Raw genomic sequence first — 25,304 nt, 5'->3', positions numbered from 1 at the left:
GAATGAAAAAGCATAAATCATACAATAAGCTTGTTTTCGATAAAACAGCTATTGTAATGTTACATGAGGATCAGTTGCAACAAGTAAACGGAGGAACGTTCTCAGTAGGTTCTTTATGGCAATTGAATCACGGGTTTTGGGAAATGACCTATAACAAAAAACCTACTGCCCAGTATTATCATACAGTAACGAGACACTAGGATATTCCACAGCTACGTAAAAATAAAAACCACAGGAGAAAGCAATAAAAGTAACAATAGCAATACGTTTTTTAGGATATAGTATTGCTGTATTATCAAAATCTCGGATCGGTTTTTAGAACAAAGAAAACCCCCATTAGCAACTAATGGGGGTTGAAGAAGTAGGGAGGAGGAACGTATCAGGAATATTTAAAAGAAACTTTCCCGAATTTGTTTCCTTCCGAATTATACGTTTTTTCTAAAAATGAAGTGAGGGCATTTTCGTCGGTAAAAACCTGGTCGATAACCAGGGTATCATTTTTAAAACCATCAATGCCATTTTTAAGATCCTCACCGGTTCCGAGGCAGTTGGCAATCAATTGCACATTGCGGAACATCAGATCGGCGATCAATGTAGTAAGATTTATTTTTTCAGCCGTTTTCATTTTTTCAGTCGACTGGTTATAGATGCCGCAGGTAAGATAGCGTGCGTTGAAGTTTAAACGACTGCATAGTGCCGTTAAATAGGTATCGGCAAAAGCGTCCAGTACCACATCAAAATACAAATGATCCGGGAACGCCATGTCTTTAAAAGAAAAAATTTCCTTGATAAACGGAAAATGACGTTTTACGGTATCCGTATTTTTTCCGGAATAGGACAACCCGTATACCGTACAGTTTTTATCCTTTAGAAGGTTTAAAAAGAAAAAAGACGTATTGGAAGTTACCGAAGTCACCAAAACCACATCACCGTCCTTTATATTCGCTTTGCGAATCATCGCTGCCGCGGTTTGCGCTCCGATACTCATGCTTCCGGCCTGTTCTTCCGGTATTCCGTCTGGAACTTTCATCAGTTTACCGTGATGATAAATTTCAAACTCTCTACTGGCATGATTGGAAGGGATTCCTGGCATCGCATTATCTTCCGGATAAGGGAAGAAGTTATTCCCGATTACTTTGTCGCCCACTTGTAAAGTGGTTACATTTGAACCCACTTCTTCAACAATACCGCAAAAATCCGATCCGATAGGATAAAACGTTTCCTGTTCCATATCGCGTACCTTTTTCCAGGCTTGTTCAATAATGCCCAGATCCCGGTAGTTCAGTGAAAAACTGGTTTTACGAACCAAAACATAATTGGCGGTAGTGGTAGCGTTTGTATCAAAATCCGGTGGATTGGCAGTTACAAAACCAAGTGGAATCTGATGTTGATCGATAGCAAACAGATGCCTTTTTCGGGCATCTGTTTTTTCATATAATGACGGACTTAATACAGCTAAGGCTCTCATAAATTATAGCATTTCAACTTGTTTGGAATCGGTGTTTTTAGCTTTCGAGGTGTACAATTGTTTGCTGTAATAACGATACAGATAATCGTAAACCACCATTTCGTGAACGCGTTGTTTTGCGATAAATACCCGGTTACAGATCATATGCAGGTAGCTTAAAGCAATAGAACCGAAAGAAGTAGGCAGTTTTTGTTCGCGTGCCAGTTCCTGAAGATGTTGTGAAATTGTACTGTTTTTAGCCGAACGTTCCTTTAAGATATCCCATATCGGTGCATACATAGCATCCGTTAACGACTCGTCCATAAACAATTCGATATCGCGTTCGTTTTTGGCAAACATCTCGTTGATCTGTTTGTTCAGATCGCCGGAACCGGAACGATTAAACTCATTTCCGAAACTCGTTTTGGCTACTTTAAGCATTTCCACGCGATCTTTAAGGCTAAAACCAAGGTCTTCCAATAAGAAATGCATCGACAGTAAACAGAATTTCCAACGGATTTTCTCACCCTGATCGCCTTCGATCATATCGGAGAATCGCAACGTACATTCGCTGTCGTAATGGAATAAACTTTCGGTTTCGGCAATCGCCAGATGACCGTAACGTTGTAATTCTCTCAGATAGGTATCCGTTTGGGTTTTCCAGATGATATTGTTCTTTTCAAACGGTTGAACGTGTTTTTTAATAGTATTGATGCATTCCGTAAAATGTTGCTTGTCGTTTAACAATACGCGAAAGCGTAAGTGATGACCTAAAGCGTCATGATAGCGGATAAAAAACCATTTTTGAATCAGGTTTTTAGCTTCCAGTTCAGCAACAATAGGATTGATGGCGCGATTTAAAAGTTCTTCACCGGCTCTTTCACCACAATAGAATTTATAGTACAACCATTCTTCACCGATTGAGAACGATGGAATAGCAGTAATCTCATTTGGAGTACCTTCTGCAAACGATTTGGTTTTATAGGCCGATACGACTTCGGTGTGCTTGTTGTTGGATTCTTTTTTCACTTCCGCATTTCGGTAGGCCGAAACAATAAACTCATTGCAATAGTTTTCGGTAACGGTATCGTCTTTAAACAAGAACTCTTTTAATTGAATAAAACGTTCCCCTTTTAACATCAGGGCAAATACTTTGCAGCTTAAATCGTTGGCAAAGTTTACCACCACTTCGTTATCGCCCTGTACAAAAGCAACCACATCCGGAATTTGACGTTCGCGTTGGAAAGCACGCACCGATTCGATCACGTTTTCCTCTTTTAAACCTGTAATGAATTTAATGTCCTTTTCAGACAAATTCCAGGTCGCTCTCGATAAGATAATATCGTTATAAGACAACCTTGGAAGAAAGTCAAAATCGTTTTGAAGATCACCCCATGAGAAACCCATTCCGGAAGACTCCTGATTTTGCAGATCACAAAGGAAGTGATAAATCGGTAAAGCATTCGCGCTAAAGTTATGTGCATTTCCAAGGCGGGGAATAACCTCTTTACCCAGTCTTTTCGAACGCAGGATGATACGGTTGTTTTTTACCGACACATATAGATCGTCGACCAATATCTGATGATCAAGATCCAAAGAAGAACTACCCAGATACGGAATTTCATAGTCTCTCTGGAAACCGCGGTACAGGATATTCCCCGTTCTGGCTTGTGGTAAGTGAATAATTTCGGCAATAATTTTATCCGGATGTAACGCCTTTTCTTTTTCGGAAATCTCGTTACACAGGTTCATAATATTTTCGTTCAGGTGACCGAAACGCCCGATAAGCCCATTAGCCGAAGGACCGCTAACATAGGACAAGGCAATTTTCTCTTCGTTGTTTTCGTGGAACATATTAAAGAAAACCGAGAAGCTATCCGGGTACAAACGTTCTTTTTCGTCAAACTGGTTGATTTCCTCATCGGTTAAAGCGATGGTTTTGGTTCCGGATTGCGTTGCCTGAATCAGTTTTCGGAATAAGAAAGCGCGTTCCGGGCTTAGATTCACTTGTTTCTGATTCGAATAGTTCGGAATAATATTTAATTCGTCAACCAATGGTGTTTTGGCACCGGATTGTTTTCCGTAACCGATTCCCACATCCGGATCTAATACCTTGATCAGTGGTTGTTCGTATTCTTCGTATCGCTCCGAGAATTTACGTTTGAATTCTTTTAGGTTTCCTTTTTCGTGTACCGGTTGCAATTTGTTTAAAGCGGTTACACCGTTGCGCAGCTTTTTAAGCACTTTATTACTCAGACTGGCATTCGGCAGGTTTCGGTAACCGTCCACCTGGAATAATTTAGATTCGTCCACTTCGTCCAGTTCCTGATTCAACAAGCTATAAATTTCCTGATATTTTTCAGGATCGTTAAATACCTTTTCATCCAGCGTGCTGATTTTTTCTTTTAAGTTTACGATCAGCTCGCGGATCACTTGTGCTTCGTGGAAATTAAAACGATCCTCATTAAATATAGCGATCAGTTTTTCGAAATAATCCGCACCAGTTAATGTAAATTCCAGTTCACTCACCAAAAACTGGCTGTCGATAATGGTATTGATAAAGGCAACCGCATCTTTTTCGGTAATGTCGTCCGAAATAAGATATTGAGCGAGTTCGGAAATAGTGGCGCCATTCGTTGCATTTTTCAGGATCACATCCAGATATTCGGTAGCCATAACTTCCGAGATTTTATGAAGTCGTGCATTCTTTTTAAAATAGTATTCCACATAACGGTATTTGTCGAAAACCGTATAGATAGAATTGTTCGGGAAATATTTCAGGACATTTCGGATCGCATTATCTTTGGTGATCACCGGCATAAAACTACCCAAAAAGTACATGTCGTATTTGGTAAAACGACTGATGGTTGCGTTTTCGAAATCAATTTTGGTTTCCGGTCCCATATCGATAGCCGAAACATGGGCAAACATACCGAAAGGCGTACAGCGGTTTGACATTCTGGACGTATATTTATAAAGCGAACCTTTCAGGTTTTTCAGATCGCTTTCCTCCTGGAAAGCTTCTCCTTTTTCCCATAATTCCAGCGCTTTGTAAATACTCGGAGATCCGATAAACAAAGCCTCACGGTTTTTAGGGTTTTTAAAAACATCCTGGATCATTTCCCAGGTGATATCCATTTTTTTCGGCTCAAGAGGCGTTCTAACGATAGCTTTATTAGCAAAAGAATAATTTTTCATACTATAGTTGGTTTGGGTTTTTAGTTTAAATTGTTTTGCCACATTTTGTAGTAGTAGCCTTTTTGGTTTAGTAAATCGTCGTGGGTTCCGTTTTCGATCAGTTCCCCTTTTTTAAACGCCATGATAATATCGGCATTTTTTATGGAATGTAGTTTATGTGCGATCACAATAATTGTTTTTCCCTGTTTGGATAAATCATCAATTAAACGTTTGATAACCAGTTCCGATTCCGAATCCAGAGCCGATGTGGCTTCGTCCAGGATGATCACTTCCGGATCTTTGTATAATGCTCTTGCGAAAGCAATACGCTGGCGTTCTCCACCGGATAAATTGGCTCCGAACTCCCCCAGATAGGTATCAAATCCGTTTGGTAACGATTCGATAAAATCGTAGGCCCCTACTTTTTTACTCACTTCAATAATGCGTTCCATATCTGGATTTTGATCACCAATCGCGATATTTGAGATAATCGAACCGTCAAAAAGTTCCACATTCTGTGGTACGGTAGTGATCAATTTATTGATACTGTCTTTTGCAATATATTTCAGATCGTAATTTCCTACCGAAATCTTCCCGTCGGTTGGATGATAAATATTCTGAATAAGAGAAGCAATCGTACTTTTTCCGCTTCCGCTTTCTCCGACGATTGCGGTGAATTTTCCTTTTTGGATTTTCAGATTCAGTTCTTTAAAGGTACTTCTTCCGATTTCATAGGAGAAATCCACATTTTTGAATTCGATATCCCCCAGATTATTTTTGTTGAGGTTGATGGTTGCTTCCGTTTTTTCCGTATCTAAATCCATGATACCAAATAAACGATCGGCTGCAATCATGGCATTCTGAATCTGAACATTGGTTCCGATTAACTGCGAAGCCGGACCTGTAAAATAGCCGATTACCGAATAGAACGAGAACAATTCTCCCGGGGTAATTTGTCCGTCGATAGCATAATGCGTCCCGGCCCATAACAAAATCACAGTAAAAATGCGCGATACAAACTCGGTTGAGACCCTGGAAAAAATACTGTTAATACCGGAAGTGTAAATACTTTTTAGAAGATCGATAAAACGCAATTCCGTTTTATTTTTAGAGAAATCTTCCAACGATAACCGCTTTATCGTTCCGATATTTTTAATGGACTCGACTAATTGTGCTTCCAACATAGCGTTTTTTTCCATCACCTGACGTTCTGCTTTTTTATTCAGATTGTTGACGATAAAATATATGATCACATAAACCGGAATAATCAGGGAAACAATCAAGGCCAATTTCCAGTAATAGGTATACATAAAGATAAAAGAGAAAATCACGATCAGGATATTTACCGATACACTTAGCGCTGTTTCGTTGATCAACAAACGAATTTTAACGGCATCACCAATCCGGGACATGATTTCACCGATACGCATCGTGTCGAAGAACTTTTGCGGCATGGTGAACAAATGCTTGTAATACCCCAGAATTAAGCGGGAATCCAGTTGCTGGCTCGTTTTAAGCAGGAAAAAATCCTTTAATGCACCAAACGTAAATTGCAACAGGATGCAGCCTAAAACGATAACACTCATCAGGTTTAACAGACTTTTGTTACCGCTAACCAATACGAAATCGGTAATTTTCTCTACGTAGATAGACATCGAAAACCCGAGTAAAGTGTAGATGACCGCGCCGATAAATGCCTGAATCAGGATGTATTTATGTGGTTTTAATAAGAACGTAATGCGTTTTAGGTTTGAAATTTTTTCGTTTCGTTCCTTAAAAATATCTTCATCCGGAATCAGGATCAGAAAATATTCGGTGGACATTTCCTTGAATTCCCCGTGTGATTTTCTTTCAATTTTTCCAGAAGCCGGATCCATGATCTGGATATACTTATCGGTTACTTTGTAAATCACTACATAATGTGGAAATTCGTGTTCTTCATGTTTAATGATCACATGCGCAATCGCCGGAAGCGGAATGTCTTTGATACTGTCGAAAGAAGCTTTTACTCCTTTTGCAAGAAACCCCAATTTAATAGCTGCTTCGCGTAATCCCAAAAGGGTAGTTCCTTTTTGACTCGTACTGGCGTATTGTCGGATACGAGCGATTGGCAGACTCAGGTTATAGTGTTCGGCAACTGATGCCAGACAAGTGGCGCCACAGTCACTGAAATCGTGTTGTTTTATAGCAATCTTACTCATTTTTAATGCTGTTATAAGGGTTTAACCAATCTTCAATTTCATCAAATAATAGCTGGAACATACTTCTCTTGGTCAGAAAAAAACGACTGGTTAGTGTCATTCCTTTTTTTAGTTTTCCTTCCGAACCGTTTTTCAGATACAAACTTTTTTTAGCAATCGAGCTTCTGATCTTATATACCGGAGTATCGCTTATAAAAACCACGTCTTTTCCGACATCAATAATTTCTCCGGTTGCAAATCCCCATTGATTGGAGTTGTAGGCATCAATCTGGTATTTTACGTTTTCTCCTTCTTTGATAAATCCGATGTCCGAAGGCGATACATAGGTTTCCACGATAATATCTTTATCGGGTGAGATTTCGGCAATCACATTCCCGGGTGTTACGGTACTTCCTTTAGTGATTCCCTGTACGTTTAGTAATTCCCCGCTAATTGGAGCGATCAGGACATATGTTTTTTCTTCTTCGCGTAACTGATTGGAATTCGAGTGGATATTGGTAACAGACTGTACATAATCGGTTAGTTGTTTTTGCCAACCTAATTCAGCCTGTTTGATGATGTTTACCCGGTCATTTTTCAATTTGTTTAATTCCAACAGCGTTTTTTCATATTCGGCTTTGGCAATAATTTGTTTGTTATACAAACGATCGGCACGGTCGAATTCGGCTTGTGAAGTTTTGATCACAACATCAATATTGTACAGCTCCTGTTCGTGTTTCAGGTATTCTTTTTTGTATTGTTCGGTCTTCAGTGCGCCGTAATTCCTTTTTAAAAGGTGACGTAGATCCGTGATATAATCTCGGTACTCGCTGGTTTGTACATTATTTAGGCGCCCTTTTTCTTCAATTATTTTGTGATCAATTACAAGTAAGGTATCACCGACCTGTACTTTTTTATTTTCTTCCAGTCGGGAAAAGACCACGCGCCCGCTAGCCGGAGCATATAAGGCTGCTTTTTTCTCCTGTGGAATAATTTGCCCACGGCTTGTCGTATACAAATCGACATAGATAAAAGGAGTGGCAATAATGATACTAAACAGGGTAACAAAAATGGCCCAGAAAATAATGTTGGTTTTTTTGTTGTGTTTTGCAATATGATATTCTACGGTACTTTTTAGAATATCCTCCGGAAAAATGTTTTGGTCGTTCATAGCGCTATTAAGTTTTGAGTTGGACTTAACTGACCTTTTCGCTTAAAAAATTCAGTGTTCATAATCGTGTGGGTTTTGATCCAAAACAACGAATAATATATAGCGTACACAAGTGAAGGAACCCGAAATTTATAAAAAATGACTGGTTTTTAAGGTTTTAAAATGCTGATTTGCAATAAATTATATTATTTTTGGTTTTGAGAAGCTGCTTTTGGAAGCATACAGTGAAAAAGGAGGAAAGTTGTCCTTTCGAAAGGAAAAGAGGTGCAAAACAGCATCCCTAAAAAAGGGATAAAAAGGTGTTTTTTGACGAATTATATCGGAAGTCTGTCCAATTGTTTTTCGATTTTTTGAAAAACTTTTTTAATGGGTTTGGATTCTTTAAAGCGATATCCGATAAAAAAATCGAATCCGATACGGCTACTGATAAATTCCGTATTCAGTTCGTTGATGTAGTTAAAATTCCGGTAATTGGCTTTGAAGCCGGAAAAGAAGTTACTGTTGTTAAAGCCCAAAGCGAGGTTGGCATCGATGTTAATATTAATACCTTGCGAATTTTTTTCTAATTCCTGACTGCTTTGATTGTTGTGATAAAAGTTTTTGGAATGATTATAGCCGATTCCGGGATGTAATCCGGCTGTGGCAAACCATTTTTTGTCCAATACCAGATTGTACATATAGCCGGCCTGAACGATCACATCATAGGAATAAATCTTATCGATAAAGAGCTTACTGCTATTATCGGCATTGGTTTCCAGTGTATTGTAGGCATAATAAATGCTTGGAATAAAAGAACCCACGCTTTTCATTTGCCGTTCCGTTTGGGATTCGTAGGCGCGATAGGAAAAATTAGGGTTAACAATAAAGAATGTTTTTCCGCCATAGGTATTCACTTTCATTTGAGGGAAAGCCTCGATAAGGGTATCATTATCCGGATCGACCAAATAATACCCCTGTACGTTTTTATAGATAATCTCCTGTCGAAGTCGGTCGGAATAGAAAAATTTAAAACCTAAATCCAAAATTAAAGTATTCCCTTTGACGGCATTATCGTTATTACCCGGAAAGAAACTGGGCGAAAAAGAAACCGTTAGTCCTAAAAACCGATAGTCAAATGAAAAACGGAGCTTAAAAATCTCATTCGGAATAAATTTATTTTCCGATTTTTCCTTGACATTGCGGATATACAGATTGTTAATATCGGAATCGATATTCAGTTTGCAGATCATTTTATTAGCATAATTGACACGATACAGCGTGTCATACTTTTGCGTAACTTCTTGAATGGAATCATTTTGTGAAAAAGCAAAAGTCGACAGGAATATGCAATATCCGATGAAAACAAGTTTTCTAAAATCCATCGGTTAGTGGGGAATGATTAGCGTATCGGTCATGAATCGATTTAAGCCTGCAAGTTACAAAAAACTATTTTAGCCAGTCAACGGGTGTTTTTAAAACGGAAAGCAACTGTTCTTCAACACTGTCTTTTTCCGGGTGATGATCGTAAACCCACTGAACATGTGGCGGTAAGCTCATTAAAATACTTTCGATACGACCATTGGTTTTCAATCCAAACAAGGTTCCTTTGTCGTGTACAAGGTTGAATTCCACATAACGGCCACGTCGGATTTCCTGCCAGATTCTGTTTTCCGGTGTATAATCCAGCGTTTTTCGTTTTTCAACAATTGGAAGATAAGCCTCCAAAAAGCTGTTTCCAACTTCGGTAACAAAAGCATACCATTGCTCCATGGTCATTGTTTCGGTGGCTTTGCAATGATCAAAGAAAAGTCCGCCGATTCCTCTGGCCTCCTCACGATGTGCATTCCAGAAATAGGCATCACATTGTTTTTTAAACTGATCGTAAAATGTTGGATTGTGTTTGTCGCAGGCCGTTTTACAAACCTGATGGAAGTGTCGGGCGTCTTCTTCAAACAGGTAATAAGGTGTTAAATCTTGTCCGCCACCAAACCATTGGTTGATAACGTTTCCGTCTTTATCATACATTTCGAAATAACGCCAGTTCGCATGAACCGTTGGCACCATCGGATTTTTGGGGTGAAGAACCAAACTCAAACCACAGGCAAAAAAATCAACGTCACCTACATTAAAATAGGCTTGCATCGCCGCAGGAAGAGGTCCGTGAACGGCAGAAATATTAACGCCGCCTTTTTCGAATACGTTACCATTTTCGATCACACGGGTTCTGCCGCCTCCGCCTTCGGGACGTTCCCAGATATCCTGATGAAAAACAGCCTTACCGTCGGCTTTTTCCAATGCAGCGGTAATGGTATCCTGTAAATTTTGTATGTATTTGTAAAATTGTTCTTTCATCATTATAATTTATAAACCAACATTAAACCTCCGCGATACGGAAGAAACTCACCACTTTTATTGTATTTCTCAGTGCCATCTATTCGTTCGTTCGTTGTTATTTTATAACCTTTATAAAAGCCCTGGTGATTCCCGCCACCTAAAAATAATTCCAGACTAAAATGATCATTTATCGGATACAAATAGCCAACAGTAGCACCGAGCATTACCCCAAAACCTTCCTGATAATAATCCCAATGAAGGTAATCCCATTTTTGGATTTTATACTGACTTCCACCAACGTGCGCACCAACAAAAAAACCTTTATTAATATCTTTGGTATAATAGCGGACTTCTGCAAAAGCCAACGTGAATTCCAATGGACTCCCTTTGACCGATTTCCAGAAAGAAGCGGTCGCATCGAATTGGAACGTCATTTTCTCACCGATTTTGGTTTCAATGCCAAAATTCGGAATGGCCGCCAAAGCCGTCGCAATATTCCCTTTAATACGGGTCTGACCGAAAGTAACCGCAGTTATCAGGCAAACCAACAGGTAAAGCATGTTTTTGTATGTCACGGGGGAAAGGGGAATTTATTAGGGGATACTTTTTTTATTTTTGATATTCTTTTACCGCTTCGACAAACGCTTTGGCATGATCAACAGGAATATTCGGTAAAATACCATGTCCAAGGTTCACGATGTATTTGTCTTTTCCGAATGCATTGATCATCTCGTGTACCATTTTTTTGATGGTTGGAATAGGTGATAACAAACGCGAAGGATCAAAGTTTCCTTGTAAGGTGATGTTTCCACCAGTCAGGTAACGCGCATTTTGCGGCGAACACGTCCAATCTACTCCTATGGCAGAAGCCTTGCTTTTGGACATTTCGTTTAATGCAAACCAACAACCTTTTCCAAAAACAATCACTTCGGTGTGTGGCGCCAATGCTTCTACAATCTGGTTGATGTAACGCCATGAAAACTCCTGATAGTCTACTGGTGATAGCATTCCGCCCCAGCTATCAAAAATCTGAACCGCATTTACTCCGGTTTTTACTTTTTCGATCAGATAGGCAATCGTAGTATCGGTGATCTTTTGCAATAAAGCATGCGCCGCTTCCGGTTGCGAAAAGCAAAACCCTTTGGCGGTATCGAAACTTTTCGAACCTTTTCCTTCTACAGCATAACAGAAGATTGTCCACGGTGAACCAGCAAAACCGATCAGGGGTACTTCATTGTTTAGCATTTCCTTGGTCAGTTTGATCGCATCCATCACATAGCCTAACGATTCTTGAATATCCGGATTGTAAACTTTAGCCACATCGGCAGCCGAACGAATCGGATTTGGGATAATTGGGCCTAAATTGTCTTTTAGTTCTACATCAATTCCCATTGCTTGTGGAACAACAAGGATATCCGAAAAAAGGATCGCTGCATCGGGTTTTACAATACGGATCGGCTGAACGGTTATTTCAGCAGCCAATTCGGGAGTTTTACAACGAGTGAAAAAATCATATTTGTCGCGCAATGCCCGGAATTCCGGTAAATAACGACCCGCCTGACGCATCATCCATACCGGTGGTCTTTCCACGGTTTCTCCTTTTAAAGCTCTTAAAAATAAATCGTTCTGTATCATAATCTGTTGTTTTGAACAATCGTCTATCCGATTGCTTATTTCTTTATTTTAAATATATTGACAATGGTGTGGTTTACAATGTCGGTATCTTCCCATTCCATACCCAATTCACTGAAAATGTCTTCCCGTTCCTGATCAGCTGGGCTTACATAGGCGAATAGCGCTTTGATTTTCATGGTGTCAAAAGCCGTTTTAATGCAAAGTTGCAAGGCTTCTTCGGCATAACCTTTATCGCGGAATTTCGGAAGGAGTGCAAAACGAAGTACTACTTTGTTCGGATCGTTCGCATCGGGTTCCAATCCGCATTGTCCGATAATGGCCTTACTTTTTTTGTCGATCAGGACATTCAAACCACCGGATTGCTGTTCGTATCGTAAAAATTGTTCGTCAAACCATTGTTTACAGGCTTCTTCGGGAGCTTTTCCGTTATTGTAAAATTCGATGGCTTCGGTATCGTTATGATACGGTAGCCAGTTTTCGAAATCCGAAGGGTTTAGTTTTCGGAATACTAAGCGGTTTGTTTCCTGATTTTCTAAAAGATAATTCATGACTGTACGGATTTAAAGTAATTAAGACATTGAATTATCGTATTTTCAATGGTAGGCTGATTGGCAATAATAACGTTTTGTGATCGATTTTCCAATGCTTCGGCGGTTGTTGTTCCGATGCAAAAGCATATTTCGTCGGTAATGCTATTTTCTTGTACATAACTTTCAACACCCGACGGACTAAAAAACAAGATGCCAACGGCTTTGGTTTGTATCGGATGAGGAGTTAATACAGTCGCATATACGGTCACTTCGTTAAAAGTGATTCCGGCCTGATGCAAGGCATCCGGTAGCGTATCCCGACGCAAGTTACCATTAAAAAAGGTAAAACTCGCTTGCGGATGATGCTCCGTAATATAATCGGCCAACTCGGCGGCATATCCGGTACAGGTAATTACGGTGAAACCGTTTGCTTCGAGTAAGGCTTTGGTTTTTAGGCCAACGCAAAAAACGTTTTTATGTTGTAAGGTCGTCAGATCGGCGTGTTTCAACACACTGTGAACCGCATTCTGACTGGTAAATAACAGGAAATCGTGGAGAGTCGGCATGGAAAAAGCCAGGTCTTCCGTTTTGATAAAATCCGATTCGACTACCGCAAAACCGGCATTAAGCAAGTATTGCTTCTGGTTGGACAGAAGCTTTTTGGTGCTGAGGATACGAATCGGTTCGGGCATTATTTTTGTAATGTTTTTTTGATAACCGCCATTAGGGCACTTCCACCGTTATCCAGGACTTCGCGAGCCGCTTTTTGACCTAAATCGCGGTAGTCGTCCAAAGATACCACTTTTTCAATCTCGTGTTTTTCGGTTCCGTCCAGGGAAAATAAGACTCCTTTAAAAGTGATGGTATTTTCGGTAACGGTTGACAAAGCACCAATCGGAGCGGTACATCCGCCTTCCAGTTCTCGTAGGAATTGGCGTTCGATATGCGTACAGATTTCGGTTTCGGTATGGTTTAATTTCGCTACAGCCTCACGACAAAAAGTGTCATTTTCCATAGCAACAACAACCATTGCACCTTGCGCAGGAGCAGGAGTCATCCAGTCTAAATCGATATAAGTATCGGGTTTTAGGTTGATGCGTTCCAATCCGGCTGCGGCAAAAACAGCACCGTTCCAGTTATTGTCGTGTAATTTTTGCATGCGGGTGTTTACATTTCCGCGTAAATCGACCACTTCATGCGTTGGATATTTATGAAGCCATTGTGCTTTACGACGCAGACTTCCGGTGGCAATAATTCCGTTGCCGTTTAAAAAATCAAGGTTTCCTTTGTGGACTAAAATGTCAACAGTATTCGCGCGTTCCAAAACGGCTGCCTGAACAATTCCGGTTGGAAGTGCTGTTGGAACATCTTTCATCGAATGAACGGCAATGTCTACTTCGCCTTTGATCATAGCAATGTCCAGTGTTTTGGTAAAAATACCGGTGATGCCCAATTCATACAAAGGTTTATCCAAAATAATGTCGCCTGTAGATTTTACGGCGACAATTTCTGTAGGATATCCTAAGTCGTTTAGTTTTTTGGCCACGGTGTGCGCCTGCCATAACGCCAGCTCACTGTCGCGCGTACCAATGCGTATTGTTTTATTCATTTTTAGCAGTTTCTATCTGGAAAATTTTTTCAATCCATTCGATACTTTCGTCGACCATGGTATTGTTGTCTTTCAGATGATTGGCAAAATGGGTGGTTATTTTCTGTATAATGCGGGTACTGATAATTTCAGCCTGCTCCTCGTCGAAGTTATCGAATTTTTTGCGTTGAAAATTCAATTCACTTTCTTTAATCGTGTTGAGTTTTTCTTTTAACGCATGAATGGTTGGCGCAAATTTTCGGGCTTTGGTCCAGTTAAAGAATTCTTCTTTTATTTCTTCGATAATGGCCTCGGCTGCCGGAATGTGTTTTTTGCGGTTTTCCAGGGTCTCATCGGTCATTTGCGAAAGATGATCCATGTGTACCAATGTCACATCCGATAATTCTTTTACATTTTCGTGTACATTTTTGGGTACCGATAAATCCAGAATCAACAATGGTTTTTTCAGATTTAAAATGGCTTTGTCGATTGTTGGATTTTGTGCTCCGGTAGCGACAACAAGCACATCGGCTTTTTGAATTTCCAATTGCAGGTCGGCATAATCTTTTACAATCAGATTGAATTTACCGGCAATTTTTTCCGCTTTATCTTTGGTTCTGTTGATCAGTGTGATATGATCATTTTTGGTATGTTTAACCAGATTTTCACAGGTATTCCGTCCTATTTTACCGGTTCCGAACAATAAAATGTTTTTCGAACTGATGTCCGGAACATTATTCATAATATATTGTACGGCGGCAAACGAAACGGAAGTAGCACCGGAACTGATCTCGGTTTCATTTTTGATACGTTTGCTGGACTGGATTACAGCGTTGATCAAACGTTCCAGAAAATTATTGACTAAGGTATGATTTTTAGATTCAATAAAAGCATTTTTCAGCTGACTGATAATTTCGAAATCACCTAAAATCTGACTATCCAATCCGGTTCCGACACGAAACATATGGTTAATGGCTTCGTTGTTTTTATAGACGTAGGCTACTTTCTGAAAATCTTCGATAGTACCCTGACTGTTTTCGCAAAGTAATTTTATTAACTGAAAAGGGTGTTGTGCATAACCGTAAATTTCGGTTCGGTTACAGGTAGAGGTAACGATCATGGCGTCAAGGCCATCGTTTTTGGCTTGAATCAGTAAGTTGTTTTTCGCCTCATTGTCAAGGCTGAATTTCCCTCTCATCTCGGCATCCGCTTTCTTGTAACTCAATCCAACGGCATAAAAAGTTGGATGCTTCGATATTGTATTGTTCTCCATTTTTTCCACTTTAATCTAAAGTTAAACAAAAGTATTACTATCTGATTTATAAAAATAACGCTCAAAGGTCTTTTTGTATCGCTTCGAGATATTTTAAACTAAAATAGGATTGTCTGCTCAAAATCTTTTAAATTTGTAGCGAAATCAATGCCTTACGTAATTTTTATTTGGAATTATTCTAAATAAAGAAAATCCGTGGGTTTTTATTTATATACGAAAAAATACCGCTATGGGTTCTCAGGAAGACATAAAAATTGAAGAAGACTTTTTTTTAATTCGTTTTCAGAATGATACGAATGAAGTTGTAAAGTTTGAACGTCCGGTGAGTATGGGGTTGATCCAGTTTCATTTTGGACTGAAGGGAAAAGCGAAGTTTTTGTTTAATCAGGGGAGTTATGGCCTGGATCTGGTTGAGGAAAAATCACTGTTGCTTTACAATCCGCAAAAGGAATTGCCGTTACATTTAACCATCGAACCACATTCGTGGGTGGTATCGGTATTGATTTCGATTCAGAAATTCCACGCGTTATTTTCGTCCGAAGCCGAATATATTCCGTTTCTTAGCGATGAAAACCGGGATAAAAAATATTATAAGGAAGAAAATATCAGTCCGTCGATGGCGATTGTACTGAATCAGATTTTTAATTATAACCTGAATCCGTCCATTAAAAAGCTATATTATAAAGGTAAAGGATACGAATTGCTGAGTTTGTTTTTTAACCGAAGCGAAGATCCCGATGCCGAACAATGTCCGTTTCTGATTGACGAAGAGAACGTATTAAAGATCCGGAAAGCCAAAGACATTGTGTTGGCCAATATGGCGGAGCCACCAGGATTACAGGAATTGGCCGATCAGGTGGGCTTAAATCTGAAAAAACTTAAAATGGGATTCAAACAGATTTATGGTGATTCGGTATACAGTTTTCTATTTGACTATAAAATGGAATATGCGCGAAAATTGCTGGATAGCGGTTCGTATAATGTAAATGAAGTCGGATTGAAGATAGGATATAGTACGGCGAGTCATTTTATTTCGGCTTTTAAAAAGAAATTCGGAACGACGCCCAAAAAATACCTGATGTCGATCAATATCAGTTCTTAATATATAAAGTAGTTATAGGAGTATTAAAAAAAGAGATTAATAGAAACCATAAAATACTTCGCAAGCCGATAATTTTGCGAAAAAAAGATCTATGAAAGGAGTATTGTTAGTAAACCTGGGTTCGCCGGAAAGTCCGGAGCCGAAAGATGTAAAGCCGTATCTGGATGAATTCTTAATGGATAAATATGTAATCGATGTACCTTTTTTACTACGCGCCTTACTGGTAAGAGGGATTATCCTGAGAAAACGCCCGGAGCGTTCGTCGGAAGCGTATAAAAAAATATGGTGGGAAGAAGGTTCGCCTTTAATTGTACTTTCCAAGCGTACGCATAAAAAAGTACAGGAAAGAGTGGAACTTCCGGTAGCATTGGCTATGCGTTATGGAAATCCTTCCATTTTAAGTGGTTTACAGGAATTGGCCGATAAAGGCGTAACAGAAGTACTGTTGTTTCCATTATATCCGCAACATGCGATGGCATCGACCACAACCATTTTGGTATTGGCCGAAGAATTACGCCAAAAGCATTTCCCGCAAATGAAGTTTACCATCGTACCGGCTTTTTACAATAAAAAGGATTATATCCAGAATCTGGCCGATTCGATTAAAAAGCATCTGGAAGGTTTTGCATACGATCATTTATTGTTTTCGTACCACGGTATTCCGGAGCGTCATATCCGTAAAACCGATGTAACCAAATCGCATTGTAAAATCGATGGAAGCTGTTGTAATACGCCATCACCGGCACACGAATTCTGTTACCGCCACCAGTGTTTTGAAACGACAAGGCAGGTGGTGGAACTATTAAATATCCCAAAAGAAAAATACAGTCAGACGTTTCAATCGCGTTTGTCCGGTGACAAATGGTTGGAACCGTATACCGATATTGAGATCAATAAAATGCCGGAAAAGGGCATTAAAAATCTGGCCGTTGTAACGCCGGCTTTCGTAGCCGATTGTTTGGAGACGCTGGAAGAAATTGCGATGGAAGCCAACCATCAGTTTAAAGAACACGGTGGCGAAAACTTTTTGGCGATACCGTGTTTAAATGACGACGACAATTGGGTTGACACGATGAGCAACTGGATTAAAGACTGGTCTAAAAATAACGCCATTTAGATGGAAGAATATTATAATTATATAAAGTCCCTGCATCTCATCTTTGTAATCACATGGTTTGCGGGGCTTTTTTATATCGTTCGGTTATTCGTTTATCATGCTGAGGCAAAAGATAAACCGTCGCCGGAAAAAGAGATACTGATCAAACAGTATCAATTGATGTCCTACCGTTTGTGGTATATTATTACCTGGCCTTCGGCCATACTGGCTAGTGTTTTTGCTTTTTGGATGTTGTTTTTTACAACGTTGGGCAATGCCTGGTTACAGATGCCGTGGATGCATGTAAAATTGGGATTTGTGTTCCTGTTGTACGGGTATCATTTAAAATGCCATCAGATTTTTTTGCAATTACAACGCAATGAAATTCGCCATACGTCGGCTTTTTTTAGAATATGGAACGAAGGCGCGACGCTTATCCTGTTTGCGGTAGTGTTTTTGGTTATTTTAAAAGACGCGCTGAATTGGATTTATGGTGTAATCGGAATTTTTGTATTTTCGATCCTGCTCATGTTAGGGTATAAGCTGTACAAACGAATTCGGGAAAGAAACCAGTCATAAATGTTCAAAGATTTCAAAATAACGCAATTATCATTACAAGTCCGGATTTTTTTCTCGATGATTTGTCTTACGCTGATTGCGTCGGTTTTGATCGCTACCGTGTCGATTTATCAGTTCCGAAAAGAAGCCCGGATTTACCATCAGGACCGATTGGAACGGAAAGAAGATGCGATTACGCAGCACATCAATTATATCCTTTCTACGACAACCTATCCGTTAACAACAGAAAATCTGCCGTTAATTTTTAAAGACAAAATCCAGGAATTGGCCAATATTCATGCACTGGAAATCAATATCCACGATCTGAAAGGGAACCTGCTGATTTCGTCCAAAGGGAACTTCTCGATCGATAGTTTAGCGCGTCCCATTTCGCCAATCATTTTAAAAATCATACAATCGTCAACCAGCAAACGCTTTGTCGACTTGAAACAAATAGACGGGCAACGGTATCGCTCGTCCTACAGTTACCTGAAAGACACCAAATTCAAACCATTGGGGATTCTGAATTTACCGTATCCGGAAGAAACCAGCTTCTATGAAAACGAAGTAAAAAACTTCCTGATCCGTTTTGGACAGGTTTACTTTTTTATGTTGCTCACCTCGATTATGCTGGCGTACTTCCTGTCGAGTTATATTACCAAATCGTTACAGGCAATTAGTGAGCGAATTTTTGACACTCGTTTTAATAAGAAAAACGAAAAAATCCCGATTGAAGCTTCGAGTAGTAAAGAGATTATTTCCCTGATTACGGCCTATAACGGAATGGTAGACAAATTGGAAGAAAGTGCGGTCAAGTTGGCGCAAAGTGAACGGGAACAAGCCTGGCGTGAAATGGCCAAACAGGTGGCTCATGAAATTAAAAATCCACTGACACCGATGCGTCTTACGGTTCAGAGCTTTCAACGTAAGTTCGATCCGAACGACCCGAATGTCAATCAAAAAGTAGACGATTATTCAAAAACATTAATCCAGCAAATCGATACGATGAGTTCGGTAGCATCAGCTTTTTCGAATTTTGCATCGATGCCGGCACAGCAAAATGAAACACTCGATGTGGTAAAAGTTGTCCGATTGGCACTGGAGATTTTCAATGAATACTATATTTATTTTGAAGCGGAACAGGAAGAAATTATTACAAAAATCGACCGTACACAGTTAATACGTATTATTACGAATCTGGTTAAAAATGCGATACAGGCCATTCCGGAAACCGAGCCGGAACCAAAAATTGAAGTAAAGGTTTACAAAGAAAACAACAATGCTAAAATTATTGTTAAAGACAATGGTGTAGGCATAAGTATGGAGCATAAAAATCGTATTTTCGAACCAAAATTCACGACTAAAACCAGTGGTATGGGATTAGGATTGGGAATTATTAAGAATATTGTAGAGAATTATCACGGAACCATTACCTTCCAGAGCGAAGATGGAAAAGGGACCGTGTTTTTGGTAACATTACCAATCATAAACACCTAAAAATCAGATTATGAACTACGAGAACATTTCAATTGAAAGAGAAAACGGAATCGCGGTAATCACGATTAACCGTCCTACGAAGTTAAACGCCCTTAATAAGGCGACAATAGAAGAATTACACAAAGCTTTTAAGTCAGAAAATGAAGATCGATCGATAAAAGTAATCATTATCACGGGTAGTGGTGACAAGGCCTTTGTTGCCGGAGCGGATATTTCGGAATTTGCTAATTTTTCAATTAAAGAAGGAGGAAGACTGGCTGCACAGGGACAGGAAATGCTTTTCGATTTTGTTCAGAATCTGGAAACTCCGGTTATTGCCGCAGTAAACGGATTTGCATTAGGCGGAGGATTGGAACTGGCGATGTCGGCTCATTTCCGTATTGCATCCGATAATGCCAAAATGGGACTTCCGGAAGTATCTTTGGGTGTAATTCCAGGTTATGGCGGAACCCAACGTTTACCACAATTAATTGGAAAAGGGCGTGCTATGGAAATGATCATGACAGCCGGAATGATTGATGCACCAACAGCATTAAGCTACGGATTGGTGAACCATGTGGTACCACAAGCGGAATTACTGGATCTGGCTAAAAATATAGCAACCAAAATCACTAAAAATTCCAGTGTAGCGATCGGAAAAGCGATTCAGTCGGTAAATGCGGGATTTGAAGAAGGTGTAAATGGGTACCATACGGAGATCCGGGCTTTCGGAGAATGTTTTGGAACCGAAGATTTTAAAGAAGGAACAACAGCATTCCTTGAAAAGCGAAAAGCGGCTTTTCCGGGGAAATAATTGGAGATAAAAAAGAGAAAAGAATAAAGAGAAAAGAAGCCCTTGTCAGTTTTGATAAGGGTTTTTATTTTTTACGAACATAGTCTTTGATCGGCATGTTTTTGATGATCACATCAGATAATACTGCGTTGCCGTCTTTTATATGAACAACGGCATAGGTTGGATAGGAAGTCGTATCGCGAGCTTGCTCCCGGTAAGTTACTTCTGCATCGTAAGCTTTGCTTTCTTCCATATAATAGGTGTTAAACGGAAACGAAAAATGAACGTTTCCATCGAAAGCATAATTTACTTTAGCCACAACAAAATCATCGATACTGTTTTTATCTTTGGCTTTAACGGCTTTTTTAATAGCGGCAAATCCATCCGTATCTTTAGTCAGATAAATATAAACAGGATCGCCACTTTCCCAGGTTGAATCTTTAGACGGAAAGGATTCCAATGTATATTGTAAGGCGATATATTTTCCAACAAACGGATTGTTCGGATCTACCGGAGCGGTTTTAAATTTATAGGCCGTACCTTTTTCGATGGTTTGCTGGTTATCCCAGATCATGGAAGCCGGAACAGCGAGTTGTATCAGGGCAACGATTCCAAAAAGGAGTAAAAGCTGTTTTGTTTTCATGACCTGTTATTTTTTGTTTTCTGTACTAGAATATAATTCGCATAGAAAAATCCGACACCGACAGCAATAAAGAGTAAACCCCGGATGACAAAAGAAATATTGGTATCAAAAAAGCGACAGATGATCAGTACGGCAATTACCATCAAACCATAATTGAGTATGGTAAAATCGGATAGTTGGGAACCGTTTTTGATCAGTAAAGCGCCCATTAGTAAAACTACAATGTTGGTTAGAATCATTCCGATAAGATTATTGGTTAACCCTAATAGAAAGATCAGGTCAAAAACCAGAAATAGTACTTGGAAACCATTGATTTGCCGGAGGTCTTTTTTCTTTTTTTGAAAATAGCGCCCTATCAGGATAAGGGAGGTAATCTGTAGAGACAAAAGCAGTATCAGATCACTGGTATTGGAATGATTGGCCTGATAAAATTCCAGCCAAAACCATTTTGAACTTAGAATCAGGGATAAAATACTGGTTCCGAGGACGCCTAAAATGAGGTAGCCGTTTTTGATCAGGCGGTGTTCTTTAAAAAAAGAAAGTGTACCGATATTGTAAAACAGCCCGAATAATGAAATGTAAATCAGAAAGCCCAAACGGGAGGTTCCGCTAAAAAAGGCGCCGAGCATAATGGTACTACTAAACGGCAGCAACCAATGGAAAACGGATGTGATATTACTTTTGGAGTGTTGTTTGCAAAGCTGGTAATAATGCGGTAAAAACAATACGATAAGCAACAGGTATAACCAGGGGTAACCGGATTTGCCATAACCGACTTCCACACCGTAATAAGTAGCGAAAATAAGATGTAATAACGCCAGGCTATTCGAATTTAAAATATAAAGAACCGGAACGGATAGTAATATCCAGGTAAGCAGGAAATGACCAAGATTTCCCGGAATATTATAAATCTGACTGATCAAGGCAATTGTGGCGCCAATGGCAAAAAATAAAAAGGTTCCGGTGACTTCTTTCCAGACGGTACTTTTTTGTTTTACGATGGTATAACCGGTAAAAAACTGACAAATCACAAGAGGAAGAAAGGCCAGCGTAACTTTAGCGGTTTTAGGTAAATCGTCCCAGTTATGTGCAAAAATCAGAATGATTCCCAGGCCGATCAGAATCGCACCCAAGACTCCAAAAATGGTTAACAGACTGTTCGATTTTGTATCCGGACTATTGCGGTAGTAGTGCTCGATAGCCTTTGCCGTTTCCGGACTGATGATTTGGGCATCAACTAATTTGGGTAATTCTTTGACAATTTTCGAACTCATAACGGGATGATTTACCACTAAAATACGGTTTATTATTGAAAAAGCACCAGTTTCCCGGTGCTTATTGTACTATAGTTTGTAGCGATGGAATTGAAAAAGAGAAGATGTTTTTATTTCTCGCCATCCCATTCGGCATAAAACTGCGATAAAAAGCCTTCCATATAGTGATGGCGTTCCAGTGCAATTTTTTTACCGGTTTCGGTATTCATACGATCTTTTAATAACAATAATTTTTCGTAAAAATGATTGATCGTCGGCGCTTCCGTTTTTTTGTACTCCTCTTTCGACATGTTGAGGTTTACCGGAATATTCGGATTGTGTAAGGTTCTGTTTTTAAAACCACCGTAATTAAACGCACGGGCAATTCCGATGGCACCAATAGCATCCAGTCGGTCGGCGTCCTGAACTATATCGAGTTCTTTCGAATGGAACTTGCGATCGAAATTTCCGCCTTTAAACGAAATGTTTTCAATAATGTTGATCACATGCTGTATTGTTTCTTCCGGTGTGTTTTCACTTTCCAGAAAAGCACGTGCCATTTTTGGCCCAACCGTTTCGTCGCCATCGTGAAACTTACTGTCGGCCACATCATGAAGGAGTGCACCGAGTTTTACCACGGTAAGATCGCAGTTTTCACCCTGAGCGATTAATAAGGCGTTTTTGTAAACCCGTTCGATATGGAACCAATCGTGTCCACCTTCGGTATTTTCAAGTTGTTTTTTTACAAAAAGGATAGTGTTGTCAATTAAACTCATCATCGGTATAATTTAAAAATCCTTCCGGTTGCGAAAGGATTTTTGATAGGTTATATTATTTTATAATAGCCGGTTGTACCCATTTAAAAACATGCGGTTCCTGAGAAACGACCATCCTCTCGGCGATACGTGTCATTCGTGCCGGTAATTTCATTAAATAATCACGGGCTTTTTCGGCTTCATCGTTCAAACCGGAAATTTTATCAATCTCCCATTTTTGAATTAGTTTCTGAAGAATATCGATATAATCCATAGAAGTGTACACGCCAATACGTTGTGCAGATTCTGAAAACTGTTCGAAAGCGGTACCGATTCGTTCACCTGATTCGCGGATCAGATGTGCCGGCATCGTGATTTTTTGCTTCATCATATAATGAAAAGCCATCATCATCTCACTTGGATCCACTTTAAAGATACGGTTTACAAACTCGCTATAGGCATGATGGTGACGCATTTCGTCTCCGGCAATCATTTTACAGATTTTGGAAAGTTTGTGATCACCAAATTTTTTAGCAATCTGAGCCACACGGTTGTGCGATACATATGTTGCTAATTCCTGAAAGCTTGTAAATACAAAGTTTTTATACGGGTCACGGTCGGTTCCCGGATCGAAACCATCGGTGATCAAATGCTGCGTGGTGATTTCTACTTCACGCATATTTACACGTCCGGAAAGGTACAGGTATTTATTTAAAAGATCGCCGTGTCGGTTTTCTTCACCAGTCCATTGGCGGATCCATTTGGACCATCCGTTGTCCGGGTGTTGTGACACACCTTCGACATCCATCAACCAGGATTCGTAAGTGGGAAGTGCTTCTTCGGTAATAGTATCGCCAACCAGAACTACCCAAAAATCATACGGTAATTCTTTTGCGATTTCGCGTAATTCGGTTACTTCATCAAGGAAGGATTCTTTTTCGGAATTGGGCAATAAATCTGTTGGCTGCCATATTTTTTCTATTGGCAACAGATATTGCTCGACAAAACTGTCGATGTTCTTTTCCAGAAATTGCATCACTTCCAGACGTACATTTTTTATTGACATAATCTTAGTGTTTTATTCCCTGAACCACTGCATTTTCGGTCTTTTCCATGATTTCCGCGAAGGAATAGTCTTTTACTGCAAAGGGTTCGTGAATAGTGAATTTTAAAGGGTTGCCCAATCCAACCGGGAAAAGTCCAAAACGGGCCATTTTCCAGGAGTTATTGATCGATATCGGAACGATATAGGCTGATGGGGCATATTTACATAAAATTTTCAAACCGTTTTCGGAGAATTTTTTCGGAGCGCCGGTTTTGCTTCGGGTTCCTTCCGGGAAAATTACTGCCGAACGGTGGTGTTGTTCAATATATTCTGCCAGACCTTTAATAGTTGGCAAGGCTTGCTTTGGATCTTTTCTATCTATAAGAACGGATCCGCCGTGTCTTAAATTGTATGAAACGCTTGGAATTCCGCGCCCTAATTCTTTTTTACTTACGAATTTAGGATGCGAACGACGCAGGTACCAGATAATGCCAATGATGTCATACATACTTTGATGATTGGCTACAAAAATTACCGGAACATTTTTCGGAATGCGCTCGCGGTGTTCAAAGGTATATGTAGTACCAAGCAGATTGGTACACTTGGTTAGCAGGAAATTCAGGTAATCCACACTCTTCTTATGCGCCTGATAGCCAAAAACATTCAGGCAGATCCATTGGATCGGATGAAAAATCACCAGACATAATCCGAAACACAGATAGTAAATAACGGATAACGGATACGAAATTATTTTTTGCATACTTGTGGCTATTTCGCGCAAAGATAAATAATCAATAAATAAAAAAACCACGCTTTAACGTGGTTTCTATTATTTTATATAACAAAATTAACAGTATTCGTTATAAGCGTCTTTTAGGTTTTCGGCAATCATCTCTGCCGGGCGACCTTCAATGTGGTGACGCTCCAACATATGCACCAATTCTCCGTTTTTAAACAAAGCCATACTTGGCGATGAAGGTGGGAATGGGAACATGTGCTGACGTGCTGCATCAACAGCATCTTTATCGACACCTGCAAAAACAGTGATCAACTGATCTGGTTTTTTACCATTATCAAGGCTCATTCGAGCTCCCGGACGTGCATTTCGAGCGGCACAACCGCAAACCGAATTGACCACTACCAAGGTAGTTCCTTCTTTCGAAAGGGCATTTTCTACATCCTGGGCACTATATAATTCCTGAAAACCAACTTCTGATAATTCAGCACGCATTGGTTTTACCATTTCTTCTGGATACATAACAATTCTTT

At 39.7% G+C, this 25,304-nt stretch carries 24 protein-coding genes; 6 read left to right on the top strand and 18 right to left on the bottom strand.

Going from position 1 to position 25,304, the window contains the following annotated elements; all coding sequences use genetic code 11:
- Positions 1 to 2: 2 nt before the first annotated feature.
- Entirely contained in the window at positions 3 to 200 is a 198-nt protein-coding gene (locus tag E6C50_RS12320) for a class I lanthipeptide (RefSeq protein WP_136403531.1), read from the top strand.
- Between the two features lie 179 nt (positions 201 to 379).
- Here the strand turns inward: E6C50_RS12320 and E6C50_RS12315 are convergent, their stop codons facing one another.
- The 12 genes from E6C50_RS12315 to hemA all read right to left on the bottom strand — a co-directional run bounded on the left by E6C50_RS12315 (position 380) and on the right by hemA (position 15,314).
- Positions 380 to 1,468: a quinone oxidoreductase family protein gene (locus E6C50_RS12315; protein WP_136403530.1), complete on the bottom strand. Its 1,089-nt coding sequence runs from the start codon at positions 1,466 to 1,468 to the stop codon at positions 380 to 382.
- 3 nt (positions 1,469 to 1,471) lie between these two features.
- Complete coding sequence (locus E6C50_RS12310) at positions 1,472 to 4,645, bottom strand: lantibiotic dehydratase (protein ID WP_136403529.1); 3,174 nt, start codon at positions 4,643 to 4,645, stop codon at positions 1,472 to 1,474.
- A gap of 20 nt (positions 4,646 to 4,665) precedes the next feature.
- Positions 4,666 to 6,825 carry a peptidase domain-containing ABC transporter gene (locus tag E6C50_RS12305; protein WP_136403528.1) on the bottom strand — a complete coding sequence of 720 codons (2,160 nt, stop codon included), beginning with the start codon at positions 6,823 to 6,825 and terminating at the stop codon, positions 4,666 to 4,668.
- Positions 6,818 to 7,975, bottom strand: a complete 1,158-nt coding sequence (locus E6C50_RS12300) for an HlyD family secretion protein (RefSeq protein ID WP_136403527.1) — start codon at positions 7,973 to 7,975, stop codon at positions 6,818 to 6,820. The genes E6C50_RS12305 and E6C50_RS12300 overlap by 8 nt, the downstream gene beginning before the upstream one ends.
- A gap of 314 nt (positions 7,976 to 8,289) precedes the next feature.
- A complete protein-coding gene (locus tag E6C50_RS12295) occupies positions 8,290 to 9,336 on the bottom strand; it encodes a DUF4421 family protein (protein ID WP_136403526.1) in 1,047 nt (348 codons plus the stop codon).
- 64 nt (positions 9,337 to 9,400) lie between these two features.
- The gene (gene hemF / locus E6C50_RS12290) at positions 9,401 to 10,306 is read right to left on the bottom strand and encodes an oxygen-dependent coproporphyrinogen oxidase (RefSeq protein WP_136403583.1); all 906 of its coding nucleotides are present in this window, start codon (positions 10,304 to 10,306) and stop codon (positions 9,401 to 9,403) included.
- A 2-nt stretch (positions 10,307 to 10,308) separates the two neighbouring features.
- Positions 10,309 to 10,848 (bottom strand): DUF3575 domain-containing protein, encoded by a 540-nt coding sequence (locus E6C50_RS12285; RefSeq protein ID WP_136403582.1) that lies wholly within the window; start codon positions 10,846 to 10,848, stop codon positions 10,309 to 10,311.
- A gap of 49 nt (positions 10,849 to 10,897) precedes the next feature.
- Positions 10,898 to 11,923: a uroporphyrinogen decarboxylase gene (gene hemE / locus E6C50_RS12280; RefSeq protein WP_136403525.1), complete on the bottom strand. Its 1,026-nt coding sequence runs from the start codon at positions 11,921 to 11,923 to the stop codon at positions 10,898 to 10,900.
- A gap of 35 nt (positions 11,924 to 11,958) precedes the next feature.
- Complete coding sequence (locus E6C50_RS12275; RefSeq protein WP_136403524.1) at positions 11,959 to 12,471, bottom strand: GNAT family N-acetyltransferase; 513 nt, start codon at positions 12,469 to 12,471, stop codon at positions 11,959 to 11,961.
- Positions 12,468 to 13,145, bottom strand: coding sequence for a uroporphyrinogen-III synthase (locus E6C50_RS12270; RefSeq protein ID WP_136403523.1), 678 nt, complete (start codon positions 13,143 to 13,145; stop codon positions 12,468 to 12,470). The genes E6C50_RS12275 and E6C50_RS12270 overlap by 4 nt, the downstream gene beginning before the upstream one ends.
- Complete coding sequence (hemC, locus tag E6C50_RS12265) at positions 13,145 to 14,062, bottom strand: hydroxymethylbilane synthase (RefSeq protein ID WP_136403522.1); 918 nt, start codon at positions 14,060 to 14,062, stop codon at positions 13,145 to 13,147. The genes E6C50_RS12270 and hemC overlap by 1 nt, the downstream gene beginning before the upstream one ends.
- Positions 14,055 to 15,314 (bottom strand): glutamyl-tRNA reductase, encoded by a 1,260-nt coding sequence (gene hemA, locus E6C50_RS12260; protein ID WP_136403521.1) that lies wholly within the window; start codon positions 15,312 to 15,314, stop codon positions 14,055 to 14,057. Before hemA ends, hemC begins: the two co-directional genes overlap by 8 nt.
- Positions 15,315 to 15,543: 229 nt before the next feature.
- Between hemA and E6C50_RS12255 the strand changes: the two genes are divergently transcribed.
- The 5 genes from E6C50_RS12255 to E6C50_RS12235 all read left to right on the top strand — a co-directional run bounded on the left by E6C50_RS12255 (position 15,544) and on the right by E6C50_RS12235 (position 20,360).
- Positions 15,544 to 16,416: an AraC family transcriptional regulator gene (locus tag E6C50_RS12255; protein WP_136403520.1), complete on the top strand. Its 873-nt coding sequence runs from the start codon at positions 15,544 to 15,546 to the stop codon at positions 16,414 to 16,416.
- Between the two features lie 91 nt (positions 16,417 to 16,507).
- Positions 16,508 to 17,533 carry a ferrochelatase gene (gene hemH / locus E6C50_RS12250; RefSeq protein WP_136403519.1) on the top strand — a complete coding sequence of 342 codons (1,026 nt, stop codon included), beginning with the start codon at positions 16,508 to 16,510 and terminating at the stop codon, positions 17,531 to 17,533.
- On the top strand, positions 17,534 to 18,091 hold the full coding sequence (locus tag E6C50_RS12245) for a CopD family protein (RefSeq protein ID WP_136403518.1): 558 nt from the start codon (positions 17,534 to 17,536) through the stop codon (positions 18,089 to 18,091). It begins immediately after the preceding gene.
- Entirely contained in the window at positions 18,092 to 19,567 is a 1,476-nt protein-coding gene (locus tag E6C50_RS12240; RefSeq protein WP_394346699.1) for a sensor histidine kinase, read from the top strand.
- A 10-nt stretch (positions 19,568 to 19,577) separates the two neighbouring features.
- Positions 19,578 to 20,360, top strand: coding sequence for an enoyl-CoA hydratase/isomerase family protein (locus E6C50_RS12235; protein ID WP_136403517.1), 783 nt, complete (start codon positions 19,578 to 19,580; stop codon positions 20,358 to 20,360).
- Between the two features lie 64 nt (positions 20,361 to 20,424).
- On the opposite strand, the gene E6C50_RS12230 is transcribed toward E6C50_RS12235, so the two are convergent.
- From E6C50_RS12230 to E6C50_RS12205, 6 genes are all read right to left on the bottom strand, one after another.
- The gene (locus E6C50_RS12230; protein ID WP_136403516.1) at positions 20,425 to 20,982 is read right to left on the bottom strand and encodes a GDYXXLXY domain-containing protein; all 558 of its coding nucleotides are present in this window, start codon (positions 20,980 to 20,982) and stop codon (positions 20,425 to 20,427) included.
- Positions 20,979 to 22,256: a DUF2157 domain-containing protein gene (locus tag E6C50_RS12225; protein ID WP_136403515.1), complete on the bottom strand. Its 1,278-nt coding sequence runs from the start codon at positions 22,254 to 22,256 to the stop codon at positions 20,979 to 20,981. Before E6C50_RS12225 ends, E6C50_RS12230 begins: the two co-directional genes overlap by 4 nt.
- Positions 22,257 to 22,366: 110 nt before the next feature.
- Positions 22,367 to 23,014 carry an HD domain-containing protein gene (locus tag E6C50_RS12220; RefSeq protein ID WP_136403514.1) on the bottom strand — a complete coding sequence of 216 codons (648 nt, stop codon included), beginning with the start codon at positions 23,012 to 23,014 and terminating at the stop codon, positions 22,367 to 22,369.
- 52 nt (positions 23,015 to 23,066) lie between these two features.
- Positions 23,067 to 24,056 carry an acyl-ACP desaturase gene (locus E6C50_RS12215; RefSeq protein ID WP_136403513.1) on the bottom strand — a complete coding sequence of 330 codons (990 nt, stop codon included), beginning with the start codon at positions 24,054 to 24,056 and terminating at the stop codon, positions 23,067 to 23,069.
- A gap of 4 nt (positions 24,057 to 24,060) precedes the next feature.
- Positions 24,061 to 24,795, bottom strand: a complete 735-nt coding sequence (locus E6C50_RS12210) for a lysophospholipid acyltransferase family protein (protein ID WP_136403512.1) — start codon at positions 24,793 to 24,795, stop codon at positions 24,061 to 24,063.
- A gap of 87 nt (positions 24,796 to 24,882) precedes the next feature.
- Positions 24,883 to 25,293, bottom strand: a complete 411-nt coding sequence (locus E6C50_RS12205) for a BrxA/BrxB family bacilliredoxin (protein WP_136403511.1) — start codon at positions 25,291 to 25,293, stop codon at positions 24,883 to 24,885.
- Between the last annotated feature and the right edge of the window lie 11 nt (positions 25,294 to 25,304).

Origin of the sequence: Flavobacterium supellecticarium (assembly GCF_004801375.1) — a bacterium.
Taxonomy (GTDB): domain Bacteria; phylum Bacteroidota; class Bacteroidia; order Flavobacteriales; family Flavobacteriaceae; genus Flavobacterium; species Flavobacterium supellecticarium.
The sequence above is the reverse complement of the archived record's forward strand: the minus strand, read 5'-3'. Positions and strand labels throughout refer to the sequence as shown.

Coding starts and splice junctions, on each gene's coding strand:
- E6C50_RS12320 (WP_136403531.1), top strand. CDS start 3: ATGAAAAAGCATAAATCATACAATAAGCTTGTTTTCGATAAAACAGCT.
- E6C50_RS12315 (WP_136403530.1), bottom strand. CDS start 1,468: ATGAGAGCCTTAGCTGTATTAAGTCCGTCATTATATGAAAAAACAGAT.
- E6C50_RS12310 (WP_136403529.1), bottom strand. CDS start 4,645: ATGAAAAATTATTCTTTTGCTAATAAAGCTATCGTTAGAACGCCTCTT.
- E6C50_RS12305 (WP_136403528.1), bottom strand. CDS start 6,825: ATGAGTAAGATTGCTATAAAACAACACGATTTCAGTGACTGTGGCGCC.
- E6C50_RS12300 (WP_136403527.1), bottom strand. CDS start 7,975: ATGAACGACCAAAACATTTTTCCGGAGGATATTCTAAAAAGTACCGTA.
- E6C50_RS12295 (WP_136403526.1), bottom strand. CDS start 9,336: ATGGATTTTAGAAAACTTGTTTTCATCGGATATTGCATATTCCTGTCG.
- hemF (WP_136403583.1), bottom strand. CDS start 10,306: ATGAAAGAACAATTTTACAAATACATACAAAATTTACAGGATACCATT.
- E6C50_RS12285 (WP_136403582.1), bottom strand. CDS start 10,848: ATGCTTTACCTGTTGGTTTGCCTGATAACTGCGGTTACTTTCGGTCAG.
- hemE (WP_136403525.1), bottom strand. CDS start 11,923: ATGATACAGAACGATTTATTTTTAAGAGCTTTAAAAGGAGAAACCGTG.
- E6C50_RS12275 (WP_136403524.1), bottom strand. CDS start 12,471: ATGAATTATCTTTTAGAAAATCAGGAAACAAACCGCTTAGTATTCCGA.
- E6C50_RS12270 (WP_136403523.1), bottom strand. CDS start 13,145: ATGCCCGAACCGATTCGTATCCTCAGCACCAAAAAGCTTCTGTCCAAC.
- hemC (WP_136403522.1), bottom strand. CDS start 14,062: ATGAATAAAACAATACGCATTGGTACGCGCGACAGTGAGCTGGCGTTA.
- hemA (WP_136403521.1), bottom strand. CDS start 15,314: ATGGAGAACAATACAATATCGAAGCATCCAACTTTTTATGCCGTTGGA.
- E6C50_RS12255 (WP_136403520.1), top strand. CDS start 15,544: ATGGGTTCTCAGGAAGACATAAAAATTGAAGAAGACTTTTTTTTAATT.
- hemH (WP_136403519.1), top strand. CDS start 16,508: ATGAAAGGAGTATTGTTAGTAAACCTGGGTTCGCCGGAAAGTCCGGAG.
- E6C50_RS12245 (WP_136403518.1), top strand. CDS start 17,534: ATGGAAGAATATTATAATTATATAAAGTCCCTGCATCTCATCTTTGTA.
- E6C50_RS12240 (WP_394346699.1), top strand. CDS start 18,092: ATGTTCAAAGATTTCAAAATAACGCAATTATCATTACAAGTCCGGATT.
- E6C50_RS12235 (WP_136403517.1), top strand. CDS start 19,578: ATGAACTACGAGAACATTTCAATTGAAAGAGAAAACGGAATCGCGGTA.
- E6C50_RS12230 (WP_136403516.1), bottom strand. CDS start 20,982: ATGAAAACAAAACAGCTTTTACTCCTTTTTGGAATCGTTGCCCTGATA.
- E6C50_RS12225 (WP_136403515.1), bottom strand. CDS start 22,256: ATGAGTTCGAAAATTGTCAAAGAATTACCCAAATTAGTTGATGCCCAA.
- E6C50_RS12220 (WP_136403514.1), bottom strand. CDS start 23,014: ATGATGAGTTTAATTGACAACACTATCCTTTTTGTAAAAAAACAACTT.
- E6C50_RS12215 (WP_136403513.1), bottom strand. CDS start 24,056: ATGTCAATAAAAAATGTACGTCTGGAAGTGATGCAATTTCTGGAAAAG.
- E6C50_RS12210 (WP_136403512.1), bottom strand. CDS start 24,795: ATGCAAAAAATAATTTCGTATCCGTTATCCGTTATTTACTATCTGTGT.
- E6C50_RS12205 (WP_136403511.1), bottom strand. CDS start 25,293: ATGTATCCAGAAGAAATGGTAAAACCAATGCGTGCTGAATTATCAGAA.